Below are 19,136 nucleotides of genomic sequence, written 5' to 3'. Positions count from 1 at the left end.
AAGTGTTCAACATTTGTACCTTACTCTCGTGCCCCGAAAGAAGCGGACCCCAGATCAGCGACCGGAGGGCGTGGTGCTCACCTCTCAACTCCGCCAGCAACTGCCCGCCGTCCTGAGCGCGGTGCAGCGTGGGCAGGAGTTCACCCTGAGGCACTACGCCACCGACGTAGCCCGCATCGTTCCCCTCACGACCGTACCCAAGGAGACCCCCATGCGCCCCACCATGACTGTCCTCGCCACCTACAACCAAGCTGGCGGCAGCGGCAAGACCAGCCTCACCCGCGACCTGGGCTACGCACTCGCCACTCGCGGTCACCGGGTTCTCCTCATTGACGCAGACCCCCAGGCCAGCCTCACGCGGTGGCTCGGCCTCTTCCAAACCCCTGAAGACGGCTCGGTCCCTACAGCCCTGAGCGTCCAGGCCACCATCCGCCAGGTGCTCGACGAGACCGCCGACACCCTCCCTCAACCGATCCCAGCCTTCGACATGGACGTCATCCCCTCGAACCGCCACCTCAAAGGCGCCGAACTCTACCTGAGTGGACAGCTCCCCGAAGAACAGGGCCGACTGCGCCGCGCCATTCAAGCCCTCAGTCACCGCTACGACTACGTCCTGATTGACACACCCCCCGCGGACAACGCTCTCGTCCTGGCCTGCATTGCCGCAAGCGATCTGATGATCATGCCTGTCACCGGCTCAAAGGGCCTGGACAACATCGACAACGTCAGCCGGGTCATTCGGCAGGCCCGTGCCATCAACCCGGGCCTGAACTTCGGTCTGTTCGTCGTCACTGGCTACAACAAAAATCTTCTCCACGACGCCGAGGTATACGACGCCCTGACGCAGGTGTATGCCGATCTCGGCCCCACCGCGCCGCCCATCGCCTTCCGCCCCGGCATCTACAAGGATGCGCCCAACGCGATGCAGCCCGTCGCGGTGTACCGACCCAAGAGTCCGGCCGTGCAGGAGATCAATGCCGTCACGGACGCGGTCGTGCATGCTGCCGCCCGCCAGGCTCAGCTGGTGGCCCCATGAGTGGTCGGCGTGGCCGGCCAGGTGGTCTCTCCCTGCACGACCAGCAGATCCGTGCGCAGGCGTCAAACGACGAACTGAATCAGGTGGTGAAGGCAGCTTACGCCTCAGGCGTGCACGAGATCTCGCTCAGCGAGATCGACATCACGGGCGACTGGAACCCTCGAGGCAGCCTTGGGAATGACCCATACGGCGAGGCGGATCTCGCAGGCCTGATGGCGGCCATCCAGGAATACGGCCAACTACAACCAGTCCTGCTGCGCCCCCACCCTGACCGCACTGGTCCCTACCGCTACCAACTGGTCGCTGGGTGGCGGCGGTACCACAGCCGCCGTCTACTCGGTGACACCGTCGTCCTTGCGAGCGTCTACAGCTTCCGGGATGATCAGCTTGACGCGCTGTCCACGTTGGAGAACACGCAGCGTGAGGAACTCGATCAGTTCGAGGTGGTGCGCGGTGTGTTCCGGACGCTCGCCGCCCAACTGAATGTCGAAATGGATGCCCTCCCTGGCTTGATGAGCCGCGTCCTGAAGACGGGCGAGGATCCCCACGACCTGCAGGATAAACTTAAAGTCCTTACCAGTGCCAGTCTCTCTACCTTCAACACCAAGTACGCCCGCGTGCTGCGGTTGCGCCCGGCAGAGATTCGTGCGGTGTACGGCCGGACGGTGGCGCCCACTGTCGCGCTGGAACTTGTGCGGCTAGGAGAACGCCCGGAGCGGTCCACCCTCCTTCAGCAGGCCGTCGATGGTGCCTGGAGCACCCGAACCGCGAAGGACCGTGTGAACGAAGTCCTCAAGGGTGCACAAGAACGCCCTGAGGTCTATGACGCTGCTCTCCGTGTCACCCGGCATCTGAAACCCGCCCGACTCAATGCGCTCACCACCGCGCAGCAGGCTCACGTGCACGACCTGCTTCGCCAGCTTGAGGAGGCGTTCGCGCCATCCTGAGCCAGGCCTTGCCGAGATGAACAAGAGGAGGCGATATCGCCTCCTCTCAAGCTATTAGCCTTTTCCGGTTCGCTCTTGCATCCCAGGGTTGATGCGCGTCAACCCAGCTTCGTACCCCGGGGTTGATGCGCGTCAACCCAGCTTCGTACCCCGGGGTTGATGCGCGTCAACCCAGCTTCGTACCCCGGGGTTGATGCGCGTCAACCCAGCTTCGTACCCCGGGGTTGATGCGCGTCAACCCAGCTTCATACCCCGGGGTTGATGCGCGTCAACCCAGCTCCATACCCGGGGTTGATGCGCGTCAACCCTGTTGTAAGGAAGCTATGGCCCGTGACCAGGTCACGGGCCCAGTCGGGCACATGTCACTGATCAGTCTGTTTGATGCCGTCACGCCCGCAGCCCAGCCTGCCCGCAAGGCCAGCCAGGGCAAGGTCAAGAGCAAGGGCGCCGCACACCCCACTCAGGCCGCCCCCGCTGTGATCACAGTGGATCCAGCCCTCGACGCATTCCGGATGCGCTCCGCGCCGACGTACGCTCCCGCCTCCAGCGCCGAACCCTACGGCGTAGAGGCTCTGCCCATCGTCAGCACGGACGCTCGCCTGAAGGCCAACCAGGCCGTCCGCGACATCCTCGCCCGCGGCGTCACCCCGGCCGATCACGCCGCTCTGCGCGCCTGGAGTGGTGAAGGTGGCCTCGGCGAGCACAGCGCCAGCACCAGCGCCTTCTACACCCCCGGCGAACTCGTGCAGGTCGCGTACGACCTCAGCCAGGCGCTCGGCAGCACCCGCCGCATCCTCGAATTCAGCTGCGGTGGCGGCGCCTTCCTCGCGCGCGCCCCCAAGTTCAGTGACGTGGTCGGCGTGGAACTCGACGAGACCAGCGCCGCTGTCGCGCAGGCTCTGCACCCTCACGTGACCGTCTGGAACGCCTCCTTTGAGACGTACACCACGCAGAGCGAGGACGCCCCGTTCGATCTCGTGATCGGCAACCCGCCCTTCGGCACACGCGGCGCCCAGGCGAGATTGCACCGCCCCGACCTCCGGCAGGCGCACTGGTACTTCGTCCTCGAAGGCCTGCGCCGCGTCACCCCCGGCGGCCTGATGACCGTTGTCGTGCCCGAGAGCATGTTCCGCGTGGACAGCGACCGCCCGCACCGCGAGGCGCTGATCGACCTCGCGCACCCCCTGATGCTGTCCGCCGTGCCCGAGGGGGCCTTCCGGGCGGCTGGGGCGGGCGTCACTACCGTCCTGCTGGTGCTGCGCCGCCACGATGCCGGCGTGGCCGAAGCACTGAACGCCCTCACGCATGAGGAGCAGGCCCAGCTGCGCGAGCAGCGCCTGACGCACAGCGGGTACCTCCGCCAGATCGTGAACGGGGAAGGCGTCTTCTACCGCAGCGGGACCGAGTGGAAGCTCCAGTACGCCGGGGAACCCCTCGGCACGCCCCGCCACCAGGCCAAGATTGCGGACGGTCGCTTCGGCGACCCCGTGTACCCCGGTGGGCTGCGCGTGGACCTGGAGACCCTCACCAAGCAGGCCAGTGCGCGCGTGAACGACATCCTCACGCTGCCCGGTGCGCTCGCGGCCATCCAGACCCTGCTCGGCACAGACGTCGAAGCCCGTGCCCGGCAGGCCCGCCCCCAGGCGCACCCCATCACGGACGGAGAGACCAGTGCGTGCGGCACGTACCGCTTCCAGGGCGGCCGCTGGCAGTACGGCTCGCACCTGAGCAACCCCGCCGTACTCAGCGCCCTAACCGTCGCCCAGGCCATCACGGCGGCCCGCAGTGGCCAGCAGCACGCCGCGCGCGACACCGCCCTACGCCTGCACGACACCCACCTGAGCACGCACGGCGCGTACGACCTGACCCTGCTGCGCCGCGCCGCGAAATCAGCGCCCGCCCTGCACGCGCTCGTCGAAGCGAACGGGGACGTCCCGGCCCTCCTGACCGAACTCACCGACCGGGAGCCCCCCATCACGCCCGGCACGATCGGCGAGGTCGCCCAGCAGCTCGAAGCGTACGGCCTGCTCACCATCACGAGCCTCGCCCGGTACGCTCAGGTCACGGATGGGGACGCCGCCGCGCACCTGCTCGCCCAGTACGCCTTCACCGGGCACACCTGGGAGGCGGCCAGCACGTACTACCGGGGCCGCGCCCACGAGAAGGCCCGCCTCGCCGAGACCCTGGCCGCCGATCACACCGGCACCGAGCGCCAGGCCCTCCTGCAGCAGGCGCAGACCTGCCGGGAACGCGCCCTCTGGGTGGACATCACAGACATGACGCTCGAGGCGCGGGACCCCCTGATCCCCGAGCACGTCCTGGCCGACTGGGTGAACGCCAACCTCGGGACCTGCGTGGCCGTCAAGCGCAACTCGTGGGACGCCGACGGTGCGCCAGTGAACCTCATCCAGGCGACGCGCGGTGAACACGGTGTCACCCTGCGCCTGCGCAACGCCCTGGACGACGAGCTCGCCCTGAAGGAGCGGCAGGCCATCAGTCCTGGGCGCGTGCGGGAACTGGAGGCGTACCTGAACTTCCGCACGCCGGTCGAACCGGTCGTGAACCAGGACGTGAAGACGCCCGAGCAGATCACGGCCGAACGCCACGCGCATCAGGCCCGCGCGGTGCAGTTCGAACGGCAGCTCGCCGCGCACTTCCGCACGTGGCTGCTCGGCAGTGAGCACGTGGGCACGGTGGAACTCACCCTGAACGAGCACCGGTACGGCCTGCTGACCGCCACGCCCGACCTGCGCCCCCTGACGCTCCCCCGGTACCAGGGGCCGCTCGCGCATCCCTTCCAGGCCGGACACGTCCGCGCCGCCGCGCGTATGGACGGCGTCATCCTGGACTTTTCAGTTGGGCTTGGGAAGACGTTGACCGCGCTGATGCTGGCTGAACTGCTTCTCCAGTCTGGCCGCGCCCGCCTGCCCGCGGTGGTCGTGCCGCTCTCCCGCCTGGGGGACTGGGTCATGAACGCCGCCACGGCCCTCCCGGGGTTGCGGATCAGCGTGATCGGCGGGGAACCCGTCCGTGCGCCGGACGGCAGCGTCGCGCTGGACGAGGACGGCGAACCCAGGGTCCTGACGGACACCGGAGACCGCCGCCGCGCGAAGATCGCCGCGCTGCTCACCAGCCCCCCGGACCTCGTGATCATGACGTACGAGGCCTTCGAGATGATCCCCATGCTCGAAGAGACCCGCAAGAAGTACGTACAGAGCGACGAGACGCTGATGAGCGCACTGGCCACCACAACCACGTTCGACGAGCGGCACCGGAAGATGGGTGGGCACCGCGCGCTCGCGGCCGGCGAGAAGTTCACGCAGCGGCACCTGGGGCGCGTGAAGGTCGCCACGAGCACCGACGTGCCCTTCGAAGCGCTCGGCATCGACGCGGTCCTGTGGGATGAGGCGCACGCCCTGAAGAACACGTACGCCGCGCCCGCCGTGTACGGCGACTCCAGCCCCAAATTCCTGGGTGGAGGAGGGGAGAGTAACCGCGCGCTGGACGGCAACCATAAGGCCCGCTTCATCCGCGAGCGTGGCGGGTGCACGGTTGCCCTGAGCGCCACGTGGTTCACCAACAGCCCGCTGGAGATCTGGAACATGCTCTCCCTCGTGACCGACGCGCTGCCCGCGTACGGCATCACGAACGTGCAGGCCTTCACCGCCCGCTTCTGCGTGATCGAACCCCGCCTGATCACCCTCCCGGAAGGTGACGTGGAGTTCCGCTCGTGCGTCGTAGGCTTCCGGAACCTCGATGAGTTGCGCGCCATCATCGGCCAGCACGTCATCCGGGAGACGGAGGACACCTGCCAGATGCACGACCGGGTGGGCATGCCCCTGCCGCCCCTGACCACCGTCGAGCACCTGTTCGACCTGCACCCGGTCGTGCAGGACGAGTACGACGCGGAGCAGGCCACCATCAGCGAGGCTGAGAGTGACGGGGAGAAGCACCTGTTCTCGATCTTCTCCCGCCTGAGCAAGCTCACCCTGCACCCCCCGCTGATGAACGTCCAGGCCCCGAATGCCCGTTTCGCGGCGTGTGTCGAGGCCTGCCTGGCCGCGCGCGCCCAGGGGGGCCGGAATGTCGTGTTCATGTACACCGGCGGCGAAGGCGGCATGACGTACACGGCCCTGCGCGACCAGCTCATCGCGGCCGGGTACCCCGCCGGTGAAATCGAGATCATCACCGCGAGCACGCACCAGGGCGGGGAACGCCTGACGGTCGAACGCCGGTTCCGCCGTGGCGTCCTGACCTGCGTGATCGGCAGCAGCGTGATCGAACAGGGCGGCAATTACCAGGGTGCCACCGACCTCCACCATCTGGACTACCCGCACCACCACATGGCGTTCGTGCAGCGCATCGGACGCGGCCGCCGCCAGGGCACCTGGGTGAAGGAGATCCGCAACCACGTGTACTTCGCCCGGGGCAGCTTCGACGTCATCCGCTTCCAGAACATGATGGGCAAGAAGGGCTGGGCGCAGCAGGTGTTCGACCCCACCCTCACCAGCTGCGAGAACACCGACGTGGGCTTCGACGGCGAGGAACTGGCCGTCATGCTCAGCCGCAACCCGGACGCCACCCGCCACGCCATCCGCGCCAAGCGGGAGGCCCGGCAGGCGGAGAGTCACGCCGCGAGCCTGCTGGCAGACCTCACGGTCATCCGCGAGTACCTCGAAGCGCTCAGCCTGCTGGAGAAGCGCGACCGGACCGCCCGCAGCCGCGAGCACGGCCCGAGCACGCAGGACGTCGCCGGGATCAATCGCCTGGTGACCGCCCTGCGCGGCCTGCACGGTCAGGTGCAGGCCCTGCGCGCCGTGGCGAACCCCATGGCCGCGCTCACCCGCCTTCAGCAGCCGATCCTGTGGGTGGAGGGCCTGCCCATCCACGCCGGGCTGACGTTCGAGCACCAGGGCAACCCCGTGACCGTCCGGGACCTGCGCGGCGCAGACACGGGCATCCGGGTCACGGACGTGGGCGGGAACGTGGACGTCATCGCGCACGTGGACCTTGCCAGGGCCCGGCACGTGCAGCCCACCCGCGTGGAAGGCGCGTACGGCGCGGAAGGCCTCACCCGCCTGCGCGCCGAACTTCAGGAGCGCATCCTGAGCGCTGAAGTCGCGCCCCAGACACCGGCTCAGCCTGCGGTCCCCATCGAGCTCGCCCCGGTGCCGGAGATCCAGCCTGTTCCGGCCGTCGCGGCAGCAGACCCGGTGGGGGAGACCATGCCCACCCCGCGCCCCGCACCCGCTGTCCGGACTGTCCAGCGCCCCCCGCTGCGCCTGCGGTACGGCCTGACCGTCACCGAGCAGCTCCCCACCCGCCCCGCGCAGGTGTACGCCATCCAGGGCGACACGCTCACGCCCGGCGCGGTGGACGGCTGCCCGCTCGTGATCGTCGAGTACCGCGCCGAGCGGGACGTACGGATGGTCACGCTGGTCCTGCCCGACCACACCCGCGCGGAGCAGACCCGCACGCTCCTCCGGCAGCACGACCCCCGAGTCCGCGCCCGGATGGATCAGCTCCTCCTCGCAGCCATCTGATCAGGAGCTCTGGCCCCCAGCAGGGGGCCACGCGGGCATCATGCACACCACCACGATCTCCTTCCACCAGCCCCAGCTGCCCCTGAGCACCACCCTGACCTACACGCCCGACCCACAGCAGGACTTTGTCGCCGACCACACCCTGGGGACCCTCACCCCGGAACCCACCCCCACCAGCGTGCCCATCCGGGACGGCCTGCACTTCACGCCCGCCTGGAGTGAAGCGGACGAAGCCCGCGTGCGGATCACGTTCCTGGGGTTCACCCCCGAACAGGCCCTGCGGGAAGCCCGCACGGACGTGATGCGCGCCGCGCGCCGCCGGGCCCTGTGCGGCGTCACGTGGCACGTCCAGCGGATCACCTGCCGGGTCACGAACGCCGCCGGGGAGGACCTGGCCTGCCGCACGATCGGCGGGATCTCCAGTGACCTGAGTGGCGGGGCACGCGCGCAGCTGGAGGGGGACCTCACGAGTGAAGCGCTCGCCGAGGCCCGTGACTGGGCCATCCTGGGGCTGAACTGAGTGCCCGGCCAGGACTCGCCCGGTGAGCCCCCCACGACCTTCACCCTGGACGGCCTGAACGCGGGCGACCTGGTGCGCGTGAACGACCGGTGCCCGCACCCGGAATGCCACGGGGAGATCGGCATCATCGATTTCATGTTTCTCGCGCGGCCCGAGTGCGGCGCCCCAGCGGAATTCGTGCTGGACATTCGGGGCTTCTTCACGCCCCTCGAACGGGCACACTTCGATCCGCTGCCCCCAGATGATCAGTGATGGCCCACCCGGCAGCCGGGTGGGCCAGGTCGCCGTCATGCCCACACGCACGAGGTCCAGCTGATGCAGCGACTCACCACCCTGGATGGCCTGAACGCGGGCGACACCGTGACCGTGGGTCAGCAGTGCCGCATCCCGGAGTGTCGCGGACGATCCGGTCACCTGCAGTACATGTACGCCGCGCAACCCGAATTCGGCACCCCGGCGGAGTTCATCGTGTCCGTGGACGGCATCTCACGGCCGCTCACGCGAGTGGACTTCGATCCCGCCTGACAGCAGTGGCCCACCCGGGAGCCGGGTGGGCCAGGTCGCCGTCATGACCTATACACAACCCGCTCTGGCCCCCACCGCCCAGCACGCCCCGATCCTCCCCGACGACAAGGCCCGCGCCGCCCAACTCTGGGAATCCGTCAAGGGCACCGCCCTGGAGGACGACTTCCGCCTCGTCAGCCGCCAGCACCCGGACAAGGACGCCAGCCGCATGCACTACCTGGCCTTCCTCGCGGACATCGAGGGCCTGTTCGCCGCGCCTGAAGCGGACCCGTGGGAGGCGTCCCAGCCCGCCCCGGTCACCCAGCCTGTCCTGAGCGCCCCGCAGCCCGAGCCCACCCCAGAGCCCGAGCCGCAGCAGCCCACGCCCGCTGCGGAACCCGTCCCGGACCCCGAGGTGCAGCCCAACGCGACCCCCGCGCCCGAGGCCTCCACCCCCGAGGAAGGCGCCGCCGAACCCGAACCTGGCCGCGACGCGCAGGACGCCCCCGCGCCCATCGCCACGCTCGCCGCCCCGGTCCACAGCGGCCTGATCGCGCAGCTCGCCGGGCTGCTTGCCGACGGCGGTGAACTCACCTTCCAGCTGCTGCGGGTCGGGGGAGACGTCACCATCGGCATCTTCCCCAAACCGCACCCCGGCGAGGCGGCCCCTGTGCCGTTCATGCTGACCGAGACGCCCGACTGGATGGACGCGAACCTCGTGACCGCCATGCAGGGCTACGCCGGGGCGCGCCGGGATGCCTTCAGCGTCGCCCAGCAGGCCGCGCAGCGTCAGCAGGCCGCGAACAAGAAGGCGGCCGACAAGCCCGCCCCCACCCCCGCCAAGGCGAAAACGAGCGTCCTGACGCTGAAAGCTGCCGAGGGCACCACCCTGAAAGGTACCCTCGGCGGCAAGGACGTCCCCCTGGTGGTCGGGAAGAACGACGTGCCGCAGGGCACCCTGGAGATCGTCGCCACGCACCCCGCGTTCGGGGAGGTGAAGAAGACGGTCGCCACGCACGCGAACAAGGAGCACGACTTCACCGAGCAGCAGGGCGCGCGCGTCACCGTGAACGTCACCCCGCAGAGTGCCGCGCTCGAAGTCACCAAGGGCGACACGGTCATCGCCCTGCATCACGGCATCGAGATCCTACTCGCGCCCGGCACGTGGGTCGTGAACGCGCAGGCGGCGGATCACGCCACGGCGAATCAGACGATCAGCGTGAAGGCCGGGAAACCCCAGGTCATCGAGATGACCCTCAAGGAAGAGCAACGCCTCTTCTGACAGCACTGGCCCCCTCTGGGGGCCATGTCGTCTGCATGAGCCTGCCCCACCTGCACGCCGCCCTGACCCGTACCGATTGGGCCGCCCTCGCCGAACAGAAAAAGGTCCTGGCGAACGAGGTCGCCAGCATCCGCTCCGCGAGGGCGCTCCTGGCCGCGCACGAGTGCGACTCCGCCGCCGACCTCGCCCTCGATCAGGCGGAGTCGCTCGACGGCATCCTGCACTGGATGGATGCGCTGATGGACGCCGCGCAGCAGGACGGGTTCCCCGTCGTGTTCCACATGGCCTCCGAGTGACAGTGCTGGCCCCCTCCCGGGGGCCACGCGAAGCGCATGACGAATCCCACAGCCAGCGGTCAACCCCAGGATCTCACCCGTAAGTTCGAGTTTGACGGGCACACCCTCGCGGACCCCAACCCGAAGATGACGCCCGAGCAGGTCAAGCAGTTCTACGCCCCCACGCACCCGGAACTCACCACCGCCGGGATCGGCAGCCCCGTCACGGACCTGAAAGCTGGGACGATCACCATCACGTTCATCAAGAACTATGGCCGGAAAGGCTGACCCGTGCCCGCCCCGCACGCCGCTCGTGCTGGACGTGCCAAGGCAGGGGCCGTCCGGGGCGCTCGACACGCTGCGCCGCGCCCTGAAGACCACGCGGGGCGCGCCCGAGCCGAGACCCGCCCAGGTGCCCCTCCTGCCGTAGCCGACCAGCCGAGTCCAGTCCTGCCGCGCGCCGTGCCCTCCCTGGCCGGCGTGCGGCCCCTTGTACTTCAAGCGGACATGGACGCCGCCGAGCGGATGTACGAAGAAGGTCTGCGCAACGACCCCATCCCGCTCGTGACGCCCCTGCTGGGCACCGTTCTCCCGGACCCCGGCCCGGACGGGACGCTCGACCAGCGCCTCCAGCGCGCCCTGACGGCCGCCCTGCGCACCGACGGCTGGACGCTCAGCGTGCAGAACGAACGTGGCCACCTGCACTTCCGGGGGGAGACGGACGTGTCGTGCACGATTGACCTCCACCGCCTGCACGCCGCCCTGTGGCCCGTGGACCGGCACCTGCTGCCGGGCATTCTCTTTGCACTGGAAGTCGGGTCAAGTCGCGTCACGCCTATCGTGGGCCCGCATGGAGCGTCGCTCATCTGCCAGCAGCACTTCAACACGGACGCCCTGGCGGAGTACACGCTGCCAGAGCGCTTCGAACGGCCGGATCTGGTCCTCACGGAACGGGACGCCGTTCGGGCCGCGCGGCGACTGGGCATTCCACACGGGCAACAGGTGCAGGACGCGCTGCCCTGGCCTTACTTCCGGGATCTGCTGAGCCTGGAGGACACCCTGACACGCCTGGAGCAGGTGCTGCCCCGCGTGCCCGCCCTCGGTCCACTCCTGACCCTCCTGCCAGAGTTGCGCGCCGCGGACGACGCATTCCTCCACCCCACCGACGACGAGTGGAGCGATCTCTTCCATGACCCGATCCCGCACACGTTCCTGACCATCACGGGTGGGGACGATGACCTGAGCCTGGACACCGTGAACGAGTTCCTTCAGAACCACTGGGAGTGCGGGAACGTGAGCCCGCAGTGGTGCGTGCAGGTCGGCCGGAATGGCGAGGGACACGACCGGCTCGCGGCGTACCTCCAGCACGCGCCCAGGATCGCCGAGCTGTCCGCGAAGTGCGTCGGCGTGCTCGATCTTGCCAACCGCAGCCTCCCCGCCCCAAAGCGGACCTGACAGGCGTGGCCCACCCCGGGGTGGGCCACCGGAAGGACATGGTCAACGTGTTCCTCACCCCAGCCCCGGAGCGGCGCACCCCCACCCCCCTCGCCCCGGAGATGGCCCTGCTGCTGTACGGCGGCCACCAACGCGCCGCGATCCTCAAGCATCCCGTGCACGACACCCCGCAGGGCTACGTGCTCGGGCCGGGCCAACTCCTCAGTAGCGAGGATCACCAGCGCCTCGTGGACTTCACCGCCGGGACGGGGTTGACGTTCACGGTGCCGACGACCCTGGCGACCGGCGTGCACTGCGTGTGCTGGTGGGCGCCGCCCCACACGCGGCCCCTGCTGTTCGATGCGAAGTACGACGCGGCCCGCTCCGTCGCGCGCCTCAGCGGCCAGCCCGTCCCGCACCCCGGCCTGGTGTTCATCGCCTCGCCCGGCACGCTGACCGTGTACGCCGTACGCGGCGACCAGCGCCCCACCCCGGCCACGGCCCTGTGCCACGCGCCGTACTGGAACATGTTCAGTTCCGCCCAGGTGTGCCGTGGCACCACCCGCTACCCGGAGGCCTGCACGCCAGACACGCAGGACGCGTGGGAAACGGCGTTCTTCCAGTCGGTGTTCACCGGGCCCAGCCGCACCGACCGGTACATGAATTGGAGCAAGAGCTACGAGGAACTGCTCGACGAGGCCAGGGCCCAGGGAGCCTTCCCGGACAGCGCGCTGCTGGACGCCGGGAAGACCCTGGCAGACCTCGCGTGAAGGGCTGGCCCACCTTCGGGTGGGCCACCGCGCGCGCATGGAGGAGCCCATATGCCCCGACTTCACCCCGACCCTGCGCGCCCTGCTGCCTACCGGAACGCACGTCATTCCCGCGCCCAAAGCGGCCGACCTGCAATCCCCCGACCTGAAACGCCTGACCGTCACCCTGAGGCAGAGCGGCGCCAGTCCCGCGCACAGCAGCCCACTCGCGCCCCTGCTGCCCTGATCCCGGCCGTTCCCCGCCTGGACGGCGTGACGCCCCTGATCCTCGACGCAGACCTGCGTGGCCTGGACGCCCGCGTGCAGCTCGCTCTGCATCAGGACCCAGCAGACGTGCTCCGCGCCCTGTTTCGGGATCTCCTTCCGGATGAACCGGGCAGCGCCCCGACCCTTCAGGCAGAACTCGACCTGCTGACACCCCTGGAGGACGCCGAGGTGACCCTGCACGCCTGCACGGACCAGGTCACGCTCACCGTCGAAGCCAGCGCGAACGGGTTCACGCACCTGCCCTCCCTGCATGCGGCCCTCGCCCGGCGTGACCCACACGTCCTCCCCGGGATCCTTGCCGCACTCGAAACGCACTCCGCGCGCCTCACCCCGCAGTTCGGCCCGCGTGAAGCGCATGAGCTGGCCGGGCAGTGGCACCACGAGGACCGCGTCATCGAGGACCTCCTCCAGGAGCACCCGGACTGGGAGGCCCTGACGAAGCGGGACGTGATCCGCCTCGCGCGGCGCAGCGGCATCCCGCACCCCTGGGTGGTGCGCGACGAGATGCCCTGGCCGTACCTGCGGGACGTGCCGGGCCTCGACGAGACGGTGGCGCGCCTGCGGCCCCTCATCCCGGACTTCCCGGCCCTGCGGCCTCTCCTGAGTGCCCTGCCGGAGTTGCGCGAGGCGCACGGCGCCCTGCCGACCATGACAGTCGAGGAGCGCGGCAGCGGTCTGCTCGACCACCTGCCCAGTCGGGCATACAGCCCTCTGAAGGAAGGGGCAAGCGCGATGGTGGACGTGCTCGATGAGGTGATGGACCTGCACTGGCAGGGCGGGGAGACCGGCGCGGCCCTGCACCTGATCCTGCACGACTGCGACGCGGACCGCGCGCGGCTCGCGGACCTGCTCACGCACGCCCCGCGCGTGGACGACGCCCTGAACCGCATTCACGACGCCCTGACGACTGCGGAGAACACGTGCTCATCCTGAGGGCGACTGCCCCATAGAATGAATGTCATGCACTTGTGTCAGCACGTGCGTTCACGCCATCATGGGCGACAAAGGAGGACCACCGATGCGCAACCGACTGAGCAAACTCATGCAGGACCTGCTGGCCACCCGAGAAGGCACGGCGGCCGTGCACCGCGCCGCGACGAACGAAGAGGGATTCGTCCGGACCGTTGTCAACGGCAAGCGCGTCGTCGTGGCCACCCGTGACGGCCTCCGCAACATGCAGCGCAACAGACCGCGCCCGACCGTCAGCAGATGAACATCGCCTTCCCGGTCCTGCTCCTCACCCTGGTACTCCTACCAGGGTTTTTGTTGCGCTACGGCATGTTGCGCGGCACCTACCGCCGCAGCCCCATCACCGCCCAGACCGTGACGGCTGACCTGGGCAGCGTCACCTTCTTCAGTGCGCTGATCCACCTGTTCTTCGGCTGGGCAACATTCAACTGGGGCGTGGCCCCAAAACTCGATGTCCTCCTGCCCCTTCTCCTCGGTCAATTCGGAAAGGACAGCGTGTTGCTCACGACGATCCTTCAGGATCTCGGCGGGCGCCCCTGGGTGTACATCGGGTACTTCTTCGGGACCAGTGCAGCCGCCTACCTGCTCGGCCTGGGGCTGCATGACAGCATGCGGCGCGGCACCCTCGCCCGACGGCTCCCGCTGATCAACGACTGGCACGACCTGCTCTCCAGAGACGCCAACCGTCAGCCGAACCCCAATGGCGGCCCCGACCTGCTCCCGGACGTGTACATCACGACCGTAGTCGATCTGAAGATCAAAGATCAGCCGGTGCTCGTCCGAGGCCTCGTGAAGGACTGGTTTCTCACGCCGGCGGGCGATCTGGACTACATCGTCCTGAGCCGGGCATTCCGTCGACCCCTGAGCGCCGAAAGTCCAGCAGGCGATCCAGATCCGGTCACAGGGGTTGACAGTCGCTACTACGACATCAGGGGCGATCACTTCATTCTTCGTCGCAGTGAGATGATCACCCTGAATGTCCTGCACCTGTACATCGCGGATGACTCTTCATCTGAACCCCTGCCCACGCTCGACGCCTCGTCCTGAAGCGGGGAGTTCTGGCCCACCCTAGCGGTGGGCCAGGACACGCGCATGCCCTTCCAGGTCACGTACCCGCCCAGCCCCGCCGAGCTCATGCCCCAGCCCCTCCTGCCCACCCTCGCTCTGCTGATCTACGAGCGCGCCACTCAGCACGGCAGCCAGGTCCTCCTGCGCAAGCACGCCGTGCGGCAGGACGAGAGGGCGTGCACGCTCGGACCCGCCCAGGCGCTCACCCGGGCCGACGTCAACGACCTCACGCGCCTCCTCGCTAGTCAGGGCCTGCAGCGCACCCGCCCCACGACCCTCGCGGTCGGCCTCCAGTGCGTCGCCTGGTGGCGGCCGCCCGGCCTACGCCCCATGCTCTTCGACGCAAAGTACGCCCAGTCGAGGAGCGTCGCGCGCCTGTCCGGCATTCCGGTCCCTCACCCAGGTCTGGTCTTCGTCGCCACGCCCGGTACGCTCAAGGTGTACGCCGTCACCGGGGACGGGCTCCCCACGGACGACACGCCCCTGATGCACGCCCCGTACTGGAACATGTTCCCCGGCGGGCAGCTGTGCCGCGGCACCACCCGCTACCCCGACTCGTGCACCCCTGCCGCGCAGGACGATTGGGAGACCGCGTTCTTCCAGTCCGTGTTTACCGGCCCCAGCCGCACTGACCGGTACATGAACTGGGGCAAGAGCTACGAGGAACTCCTCGACGCGGCCCTCGCCGCCGGGACGTTCCCCGAACAGGTCCTCATTCCCGCTGGACTGACCCTCGCCCAGGCCCTGAGCTGACACCCGAGAGTCCTGGCCCCCTGACGGGGGCCACGCGGGCATCATGCACACCCTGACCTTCGACCCCAAGGACCCCGTCCGCCTCATCCTCGTGGGCGTCGGCGGCACCGGCAGCCTCATGCTCACCCACCTCGTCCGCCTCGACCAGGCCATCCGCGCCCTCGGCGGTGCCGGCCTGCACGTCACGGCCTTCGATCCGGACGTGGTCAGCGAAACCAACCTCACCCGGCAGAACTTCGCCCCCGCCGACATCGGCCGCCACAAGGCCGTGGTCCTCGTCGAGCGCTGCAACCTGTACGCGGGCCTGTGCTGGGACGCGTACCCCCGTACCCTCCAGGACGGGGACGTCAAGAGCGTGCACGTCGTGATCAGCTGCGTGGACAGCGCCCAGAGCCGCCGGGCCATCCACGCCACCTTCCGCGCCCAGCCCCCGCAGTACTGGCTGGACTGCGGGAACGACGCGGCCACCGGGCAGGTCATCCTCGGGCAGGTCCGTCAGAGTCCGGCGCGCCTCCCGCACGTCCTGGACCGCGACCCCACCATGCACACGGGCGTGGATGATGACCGCCCCAGCTGCTCGGCCGCGGAGGCCCTGACCCGTCAGCACCTGTTCATCAATCCGGCCGTCGCCCTCCAGGCGGCGCAGCTCCTCGGGGAACTCCTCCTGAACGCGAAGACCCCCACGTGCGGGGCGTTCATCAACCTCGCTGAGCCGCTGCGCGTCGTGGCGCTCCCCGTGCCCGAGGGACAGCCCGACGTGCCGCGTGCCCGCCGCCCCAAGCCCCTACTCAAAGCCCGCCGGGAACGCCGTCCCCGCCGTCCCGCCGCATGACGCCCATCCCGACCATCTCCGAGGAGGAGTTCACCACATGGCTCAACTCGCACCGCACCCGACAACCCCCGCTCCGCACGCTCGCCCAGCGTACGCGCGCCCCCGAGGCGCTCACCCGCGCCCTGGTCAAACTCACACGGACGCAAGAGCGGACGCCATCCGACCCGCGCTTGCCCCCACCGCCCCTGTTGCCCTGACCACCCCCCGCATGGCACCCCTGAACGTGCCCCGCGCGCACCGCCTCCCCACCGGGTACGTCATCCGCCCCGTGGAGGAGGGCGTCATGGACGCCGCGTGCACCCTCGCCCTCCACCTCACGCAGGCGGGCCTCATCCCCCGCCGCGCCCCCCGTCCGGGTGAGACACCGGAGTCGTACATCTTGAACTCGTACGTGGAGACCTGGCGGGTAGAGCTCAGCCCGCCGGACGTGCGCCTCGATGTCACCCTCCTGTGCGGGTACTCGCAGCACAACACCGCCACCGTCGGCATGGAGGTCCTGCCCCAGTCCGGCCGGGTGCTGGACCTGCGGGCCCTGCGTGCGGATCTGCGCGCCCGGGACCGATACCTGTTCGGCGCCCTGATGTTCGCCCTGCGCGCAGCCCTCGCCCCGTACCAGCCCGTCTTCACCGGTCAGGACGCCGTCCAGGGCGAGGAGGCCCTGCGGTTCGGGGAGATGTGGTGGGATGACCACCTCGAAGCCCTCAGTGAGGCCGAGCACGAGGAACGCACCCGCGAACCCCGCGCGCGGGACCTGTGCCGCTGGCTGCAGCGCCAGGGCGCACCCACGCCCTACGACCTGGGCCGCACGTACCCCATGGACACGTGGACTGCGCCAGACGACGTGGCCCGCTCCCTCCAGGCCCGACTGCACGCCCACCGGGTGGTCCCAGGCCTGACGGAGGCCGCGGACCTGCTCGCACACCTCGCCACGCTGCCCTTCGAGTGGCGCACCACGCGCGCCTGGGCCGAGGACGGCCTGCACCCGGGGGTGATCGACGTAGTGATCTGCCAGGACGCCCCGGAGCGGGACCCCGTGCTGGAATTCCACCGGGACGTGACCGACCTGCTCGGCATGCCGCACACGGAGAGCCCCGTCGAATCCCTGGCCATGCTCGAAGTCCACGACTGGGCTTCACACGAGGCCGCGCTGAGGTACCTGCGCGCGGTCGCGGACGTGCAGGCCCGCACGCGCGCCATGTGGGACGCCCTCACCCGCGGCGCCACCTCGTGACGCAGCCCTGGCCCCCTGCCCGGGGGCCACGGACGCGTATGAGCGAACTCAGCCTTCTGGACCACATGGCCCGCACTCACTTCCCCGCTGAACCGGCGTGGCAGGCCCGCCGGGCCCTCATCGACTTGCTGGATGACCTGGATCACGAGACGCTGCGCACCCTCCGCGTCCAGCGGCACCAGGCACCGAACGCGCCGGACGCCCCCGCACTCGAACAGGGCACGCTTGGCGCCCTGATCGAGGACTACGTGCACACCAATCCAGGAGTCACCGCCGTGGACGTGCAGCAGGCCTTCCCGCACGCCCACCCGGGCAACATCACCGACGTGCTCGCCGACTTCAGGGCGAGCAGGCGGGTGCGCGTGATTCACAAGCACCTGTACCCCTGGTCGCCCGCCGCAGTCTCCACCCCGTGAAGCGCTGGCCCCCAGCTGGGGGCCACCCCGCACGCATGAGCGCCACCATCACCATCTCCACCGCGCGCACCCAGCGCGCTGCCCCCGCCCTGCACGAACCGGTCCTCGCCCTGGTCCTGTACGCGCCCGGCGGCCAGGACGGCCTGAACAGCGCGTACACCCGCAAGCACCGCATCCGGCACGACAGCGGTGGCCGGGCCGTGCTGGGCGCCGCGCAGGCGCTGACCCACGAGGACGCCCGTGACCTCCTGGTGACTCTGGGCGGCCGGGCCCTCACGCCCACCCGGGAGAACACGCTGGCCACCTCACCCACCGCGTGCGCCTGGTGGATCCCCGTCGGGGAACGAGCCCTCCTGTTTAACCCCAAGTACGCCCAGGCCGGCAGCGTGGCCCGCTTCTCCGGGCAGCTCGTGCCCCACCCACCGCTGGTGTTCATTGCCGGGCCGGGCAGCCTGAGCGTGTACGCCCTCCGGGAGAACACGCGCCCCACCCTGGACACGCCCGTGTGCCACGCGCCGTTCTGGAACATCTTCCCCAGCGGCCAGGTGTGCCGGGGGTCCACCGCGTACCCGCAGGCCTGCACCCCGGACACGCAAGCCGACTGGGAGGAGGTGTTCTTCCAGTCGGAGTTCACCGGGCCGAGCCGCACGGACCGGTACATGAACTGGGGGAAGAGCTACGAGGAACTGCTGGACACGGCGCAGGCGCAGGGCACGTTCCCGGCCGAGGTGCTCGTGAACGCGGGGCAGACCCTCGGGCAGATCCTGACCTGATCGCCGTCACCCCCAGGCACGTCACCCTGCGGGCCATGGACACACCGCCGGTCACCGAACCACACTTCCCCTCGCGCCTCGTCCTCCTCGCCGACAACGACGCGTGCTGCGCCCGGCTCCAGACCGGGAAGGACACCTCGGTGACCGGCCACGGGCCTACCATCGAGGCCGCCCTGACGCACCTGGCGGCCCAACAGCCCGTCCTGCTGCCGCCCGCCCCAGGCCTCGACGTCCCCCTGACGCCCGGCCATCACCTCACCGTGGAACTGCGCGTGCAGAACACGGACTTCACCTTCGTGTTCGCGGCCTGGTGGACCACCCCACAGGGCCGAGCGCTGAACCGCCCCGTCCTCGCGGCCACTGCCCCGCAGGCCATCGCGGACCTGCTGGCCGCCCACCCTGACCCCACGACGATCCAACCGGCCCAGCCACGCCTGGGCGGCACTCGGACGCCCGGTCCCACCCGGAAGTAGCGCTGCCCGCCCCGCCCAGAAGTGATGGCCCCCGGCACGCCCG

22 protein-coding genes are annotated in these 19,136 nt (G+C 69.5%); all 22 read left to right on the top strand.

The window, feature by feature from the left end; translation table 11 throughout:
* The first annotated feature begins 70 nt into the window (after window positions 1-70).
* The 22 genes from BXU09_RS17985 (at window position 71) to BXU09_RS17885 (ending at window position 19,093) form a co-directional block, all read left to right on the top strand.
* The gene (locus tag BXU09_RS17985) at window positions 71-1,036 is read left to right on the top strand and encodes a ParA family protein (RefSeq protein ID WP_078305704.1); all 966 of its coding nucleotides are present in this window, start codon (window positions 71-73) and stop codon (window positions 1,034-1,036) included.
* Window positions 1,033-1,983 (top strand): ParB/RepB/Spo0J family partition protein, encoded by a 951-nt coding sequence (locus BXU09_RS17980; protein ID WP_078305703.1) that lies wholly within the window; start codon window positions 1,033-1,035, stop codon window positions 1,981-1,983. The genes BXU09_RS17985 and BXU09_RS17980 overlap by 4 nt, the downstream gene beginning before the upstream one ends.
* A 359-nt stretch (window positions 1,984-2,342) precedes the next feature.
* A complete protein-coding gene (locus tag BXU09_RS17975) occupies window positions 2,343-7,526 on the top strand; it encodes an N-6 DNA methylase (RefSeq protein ID WP_078305778.1) in 5,184 nt (1,727 codons plus the stop codon).
* Window positions 7,527-7,566: 40 nt separating this feature from the next.
* Window positions 7,567-8,046 carry a hypothetical protein gene (locus tag BXU09_RS17970; protein WP_078305702.1) on the top strand — a complete coding sequence of 160 codons (480 nt, stop codon included), beginning with the start codon at window positions 7,567-7,569 and terminating at the stop codon, window positions 8,044-8,046.
* Complete coding sequence (locus BXU09_RS17965; protein WP_078305701.1) at window positions 8,047-8,298, top strand: hypothetical protein; 252 nt, start codon at window positions 8,047-8,049, stop codon at window positions 8,296-8,298.
* A gap of 63 nt (window positions 8,299-8,361) precedes the next feature.
* A complete protein-coding gene (locus tag BXU09_RS17960) occupies window positions 8,362-8,571 on the top strand; it encodes a hypothetical protein (RefSeq protein ID WP_058979751.1) in 210 nt (69 codons plus the stop codon).
* A 43-nt stretch (window positions 8,572-8,614) separates the two neighbouring features.
* A complete protein-coding gene (locus BXU09_RS17955; protein WP_144012360.1) occupies window positions 8,615-9,832 on the top strand; it encodes a hypothetical protein in 1,218 nt (405 codons plus the stop codon).
* Window positions 9,833-9,867: 35 nt separating this feature from the next.
* Window positions 9,868-10,128, top strand: a complete 261-nt coding sequence (locus BXU09_RS17950; RefSeq protein WP_078305699.1) for a hypothetical protein — start codon at window positions 9,868-9,870, stop codon at window positions 10,126-10,128.
* A 36-nt stretch (window positions 10,129-10,164) separates the two neighbouring features.
* Window positions 10,165-10,395 (top strand): PRTRC system protein C, encoded by a 231-nt coding sequence (locus tag BXU09_RS17945; protein WP_055364137.1) that lies wholly within the window; start codon window positions 10,165-10,167, stop codon window positions 10,393-10,395.
* Window positions 10,379-10,537, top strand: coding sequence for a hypothetical protein (locus BXU09_RS21075; RefSeq protein WP_158235747.1), 159 nt, complete (start codon window positions 10,379-10,381; stop codon window positions 10,535-10,537). Before BXU09_RS17945 ends, BXU09_RS21075 begins: the two co-directional genes overlap by 17 nt.
* 77 nt (window positions 10,538-10,614) lie before the next feature.
* On the top strand, window positions 10,615-11,562 hold the full coding sequence (locus BXU09_RS17940; RefSeq protein WP_078305698.1) for a hypothetical protein: 948 nt from the start codon (window positions 10,615-10,617) through the stop codon (window positions 11,560-11,562).
* A gap of 38 nt (window positions 11,563-11,600) precedes the next feature.
* A complete protein-coding gene (locus tag BXU09_RS17935; RefSeq protein ID WP_144012359.1) occupies window positions 11,601-12,311 on the top strand; it encodes a PRTRC system protein B in 711 nt (236 codons plus the stop codon).
* Window positions 12,312-12,348: 37 nt separating this feature from the next.
* Entirely contained in the window at window positions 12,349-12,537 is a 189-nt protein-coding gene (locus BXU09_RS17930; RefSeq protein ID WP_144012358.1) for a hypothetical protein, read from the top strand.
* A 26-nt stretch (window positions 12,538-12,563) separates the two neighbouring features.
* Complete coding sequence (locus BXU09_RS17925) at window positions 12,564-13,511, top strand: hypothetical protein (RefSeq protein WP_078305696.1); 948 nt, start codon at window positions 12,564-12,566, stop codon at window positions 13,509-13,511.
* An 85-nt stretch (window positions 13,512-13,596) separates the two neighbouring features.
* Window positions 13,597-13,791 carry a hypothetical protein gene (locus tag BXU09_RS17920; RefSeq protein ID WP_055364133.1) on the top strand — a complete coding sequence of 65 codons (195 nt, stop codon included), beginning with the start codon at window positions 13,597-13,599 and terminating at the stop codon, window positions 13,789-13,791.
* A complete protein-coding gene (locus BXU09_RS17915) occupies window positions 13,788-14,594 on the top strand; it encodes a hypothetical protein (protein WP_078305695.1) in 807 nt (268 codons plus the stop codon). Before BXU09_RS17920 ends, BXU09_RS17915 begins: the two co-directional genes overlap by 4 nt.
* A gap of 45 nt (window positions 14,595-14,639) precedes the next feature.
* The gene (locus tag BXU09_RS17910) at window positions 14,640-15,368 is read left to right on the top strand and encodes a PRTRC system protein B (RefSeq protein ID WP_078305776.1); all 729 of its coding nucleotides are present in this window, start codon (window positions 14,640-14,642) and stop codon (window positions 15,366-15,368) included.
* Window positions 15,369-15,411: 43 nt separating this feature from the next.
* A complete protein-coding gene (locus BXU09_RS17905; RefSeq protein ID WP_078305694.1) occupies window positions 15,412-16,200 on the top strand; it encodes a PRTRC system ThiF family protein in 789 nt (262 codons plus the stop codon).
* Between the two features lie 208 nt (window positions 16,201-16,408).
* Entirely contained in the window at window positions 16,409-17,431 is a 1,023-nt protein-coding gene (locus BXU09_RS17900; protein WP_078305693.1) for a hypothetical protein, read from the top strand.
* Between the two features lie 38 nt (window positions 17,432-17,469).
* Complete coding sequence (locus BXU09_RS17895; protein ID WP_078305692.1) at window positions 17,470-17,847, top strand: hypothetical protein; 378 nt, start codon at window positions 17,470-17,472, stop codon at window positions 17,845-17,847.
* A gap of 35 nt (window positions 17,848-17,882) precedes the next feature.
* The gene (locus BXU09_RS17890) at window positions 17,883-18,620 is read left to right on the top strand and encodes a PRTRC system protein B (protein WP_078305691.1); all 738 of its coding nucleotides are present in this window, start codon (window positions 17,883-17,885) and stop codon (window positions 18,618-18,620) included.
* Window positions 18,621-18,655: 35 nt separating this feature from the next.
* On the top strand, window positions 18,656-19,093 hold the full coding sequence (locus BXU09_RS17885; protein ID WP_078305690.1) for a hypothetical protein: 438 nt from the start codon (window positions 18,656-18,658) through the stop codon (window positions 19,091-19,093).
* Window positions 19,094-19,136 lie beyond the last annotated feature (43 nt).

The sequence above is a fragment of the Deinococcus sp. LM3 genome (genome assembly GCF_002017875.1).
Taxonomy (GTDB): domain Bacteria; phylum Deinococcota; class Deinococci; order Deinococcales; family Deinococcaceae; genus Deinococcus.
This window is presented reverse-complemented; position numbering and strand designations above follow the sequence as displayed.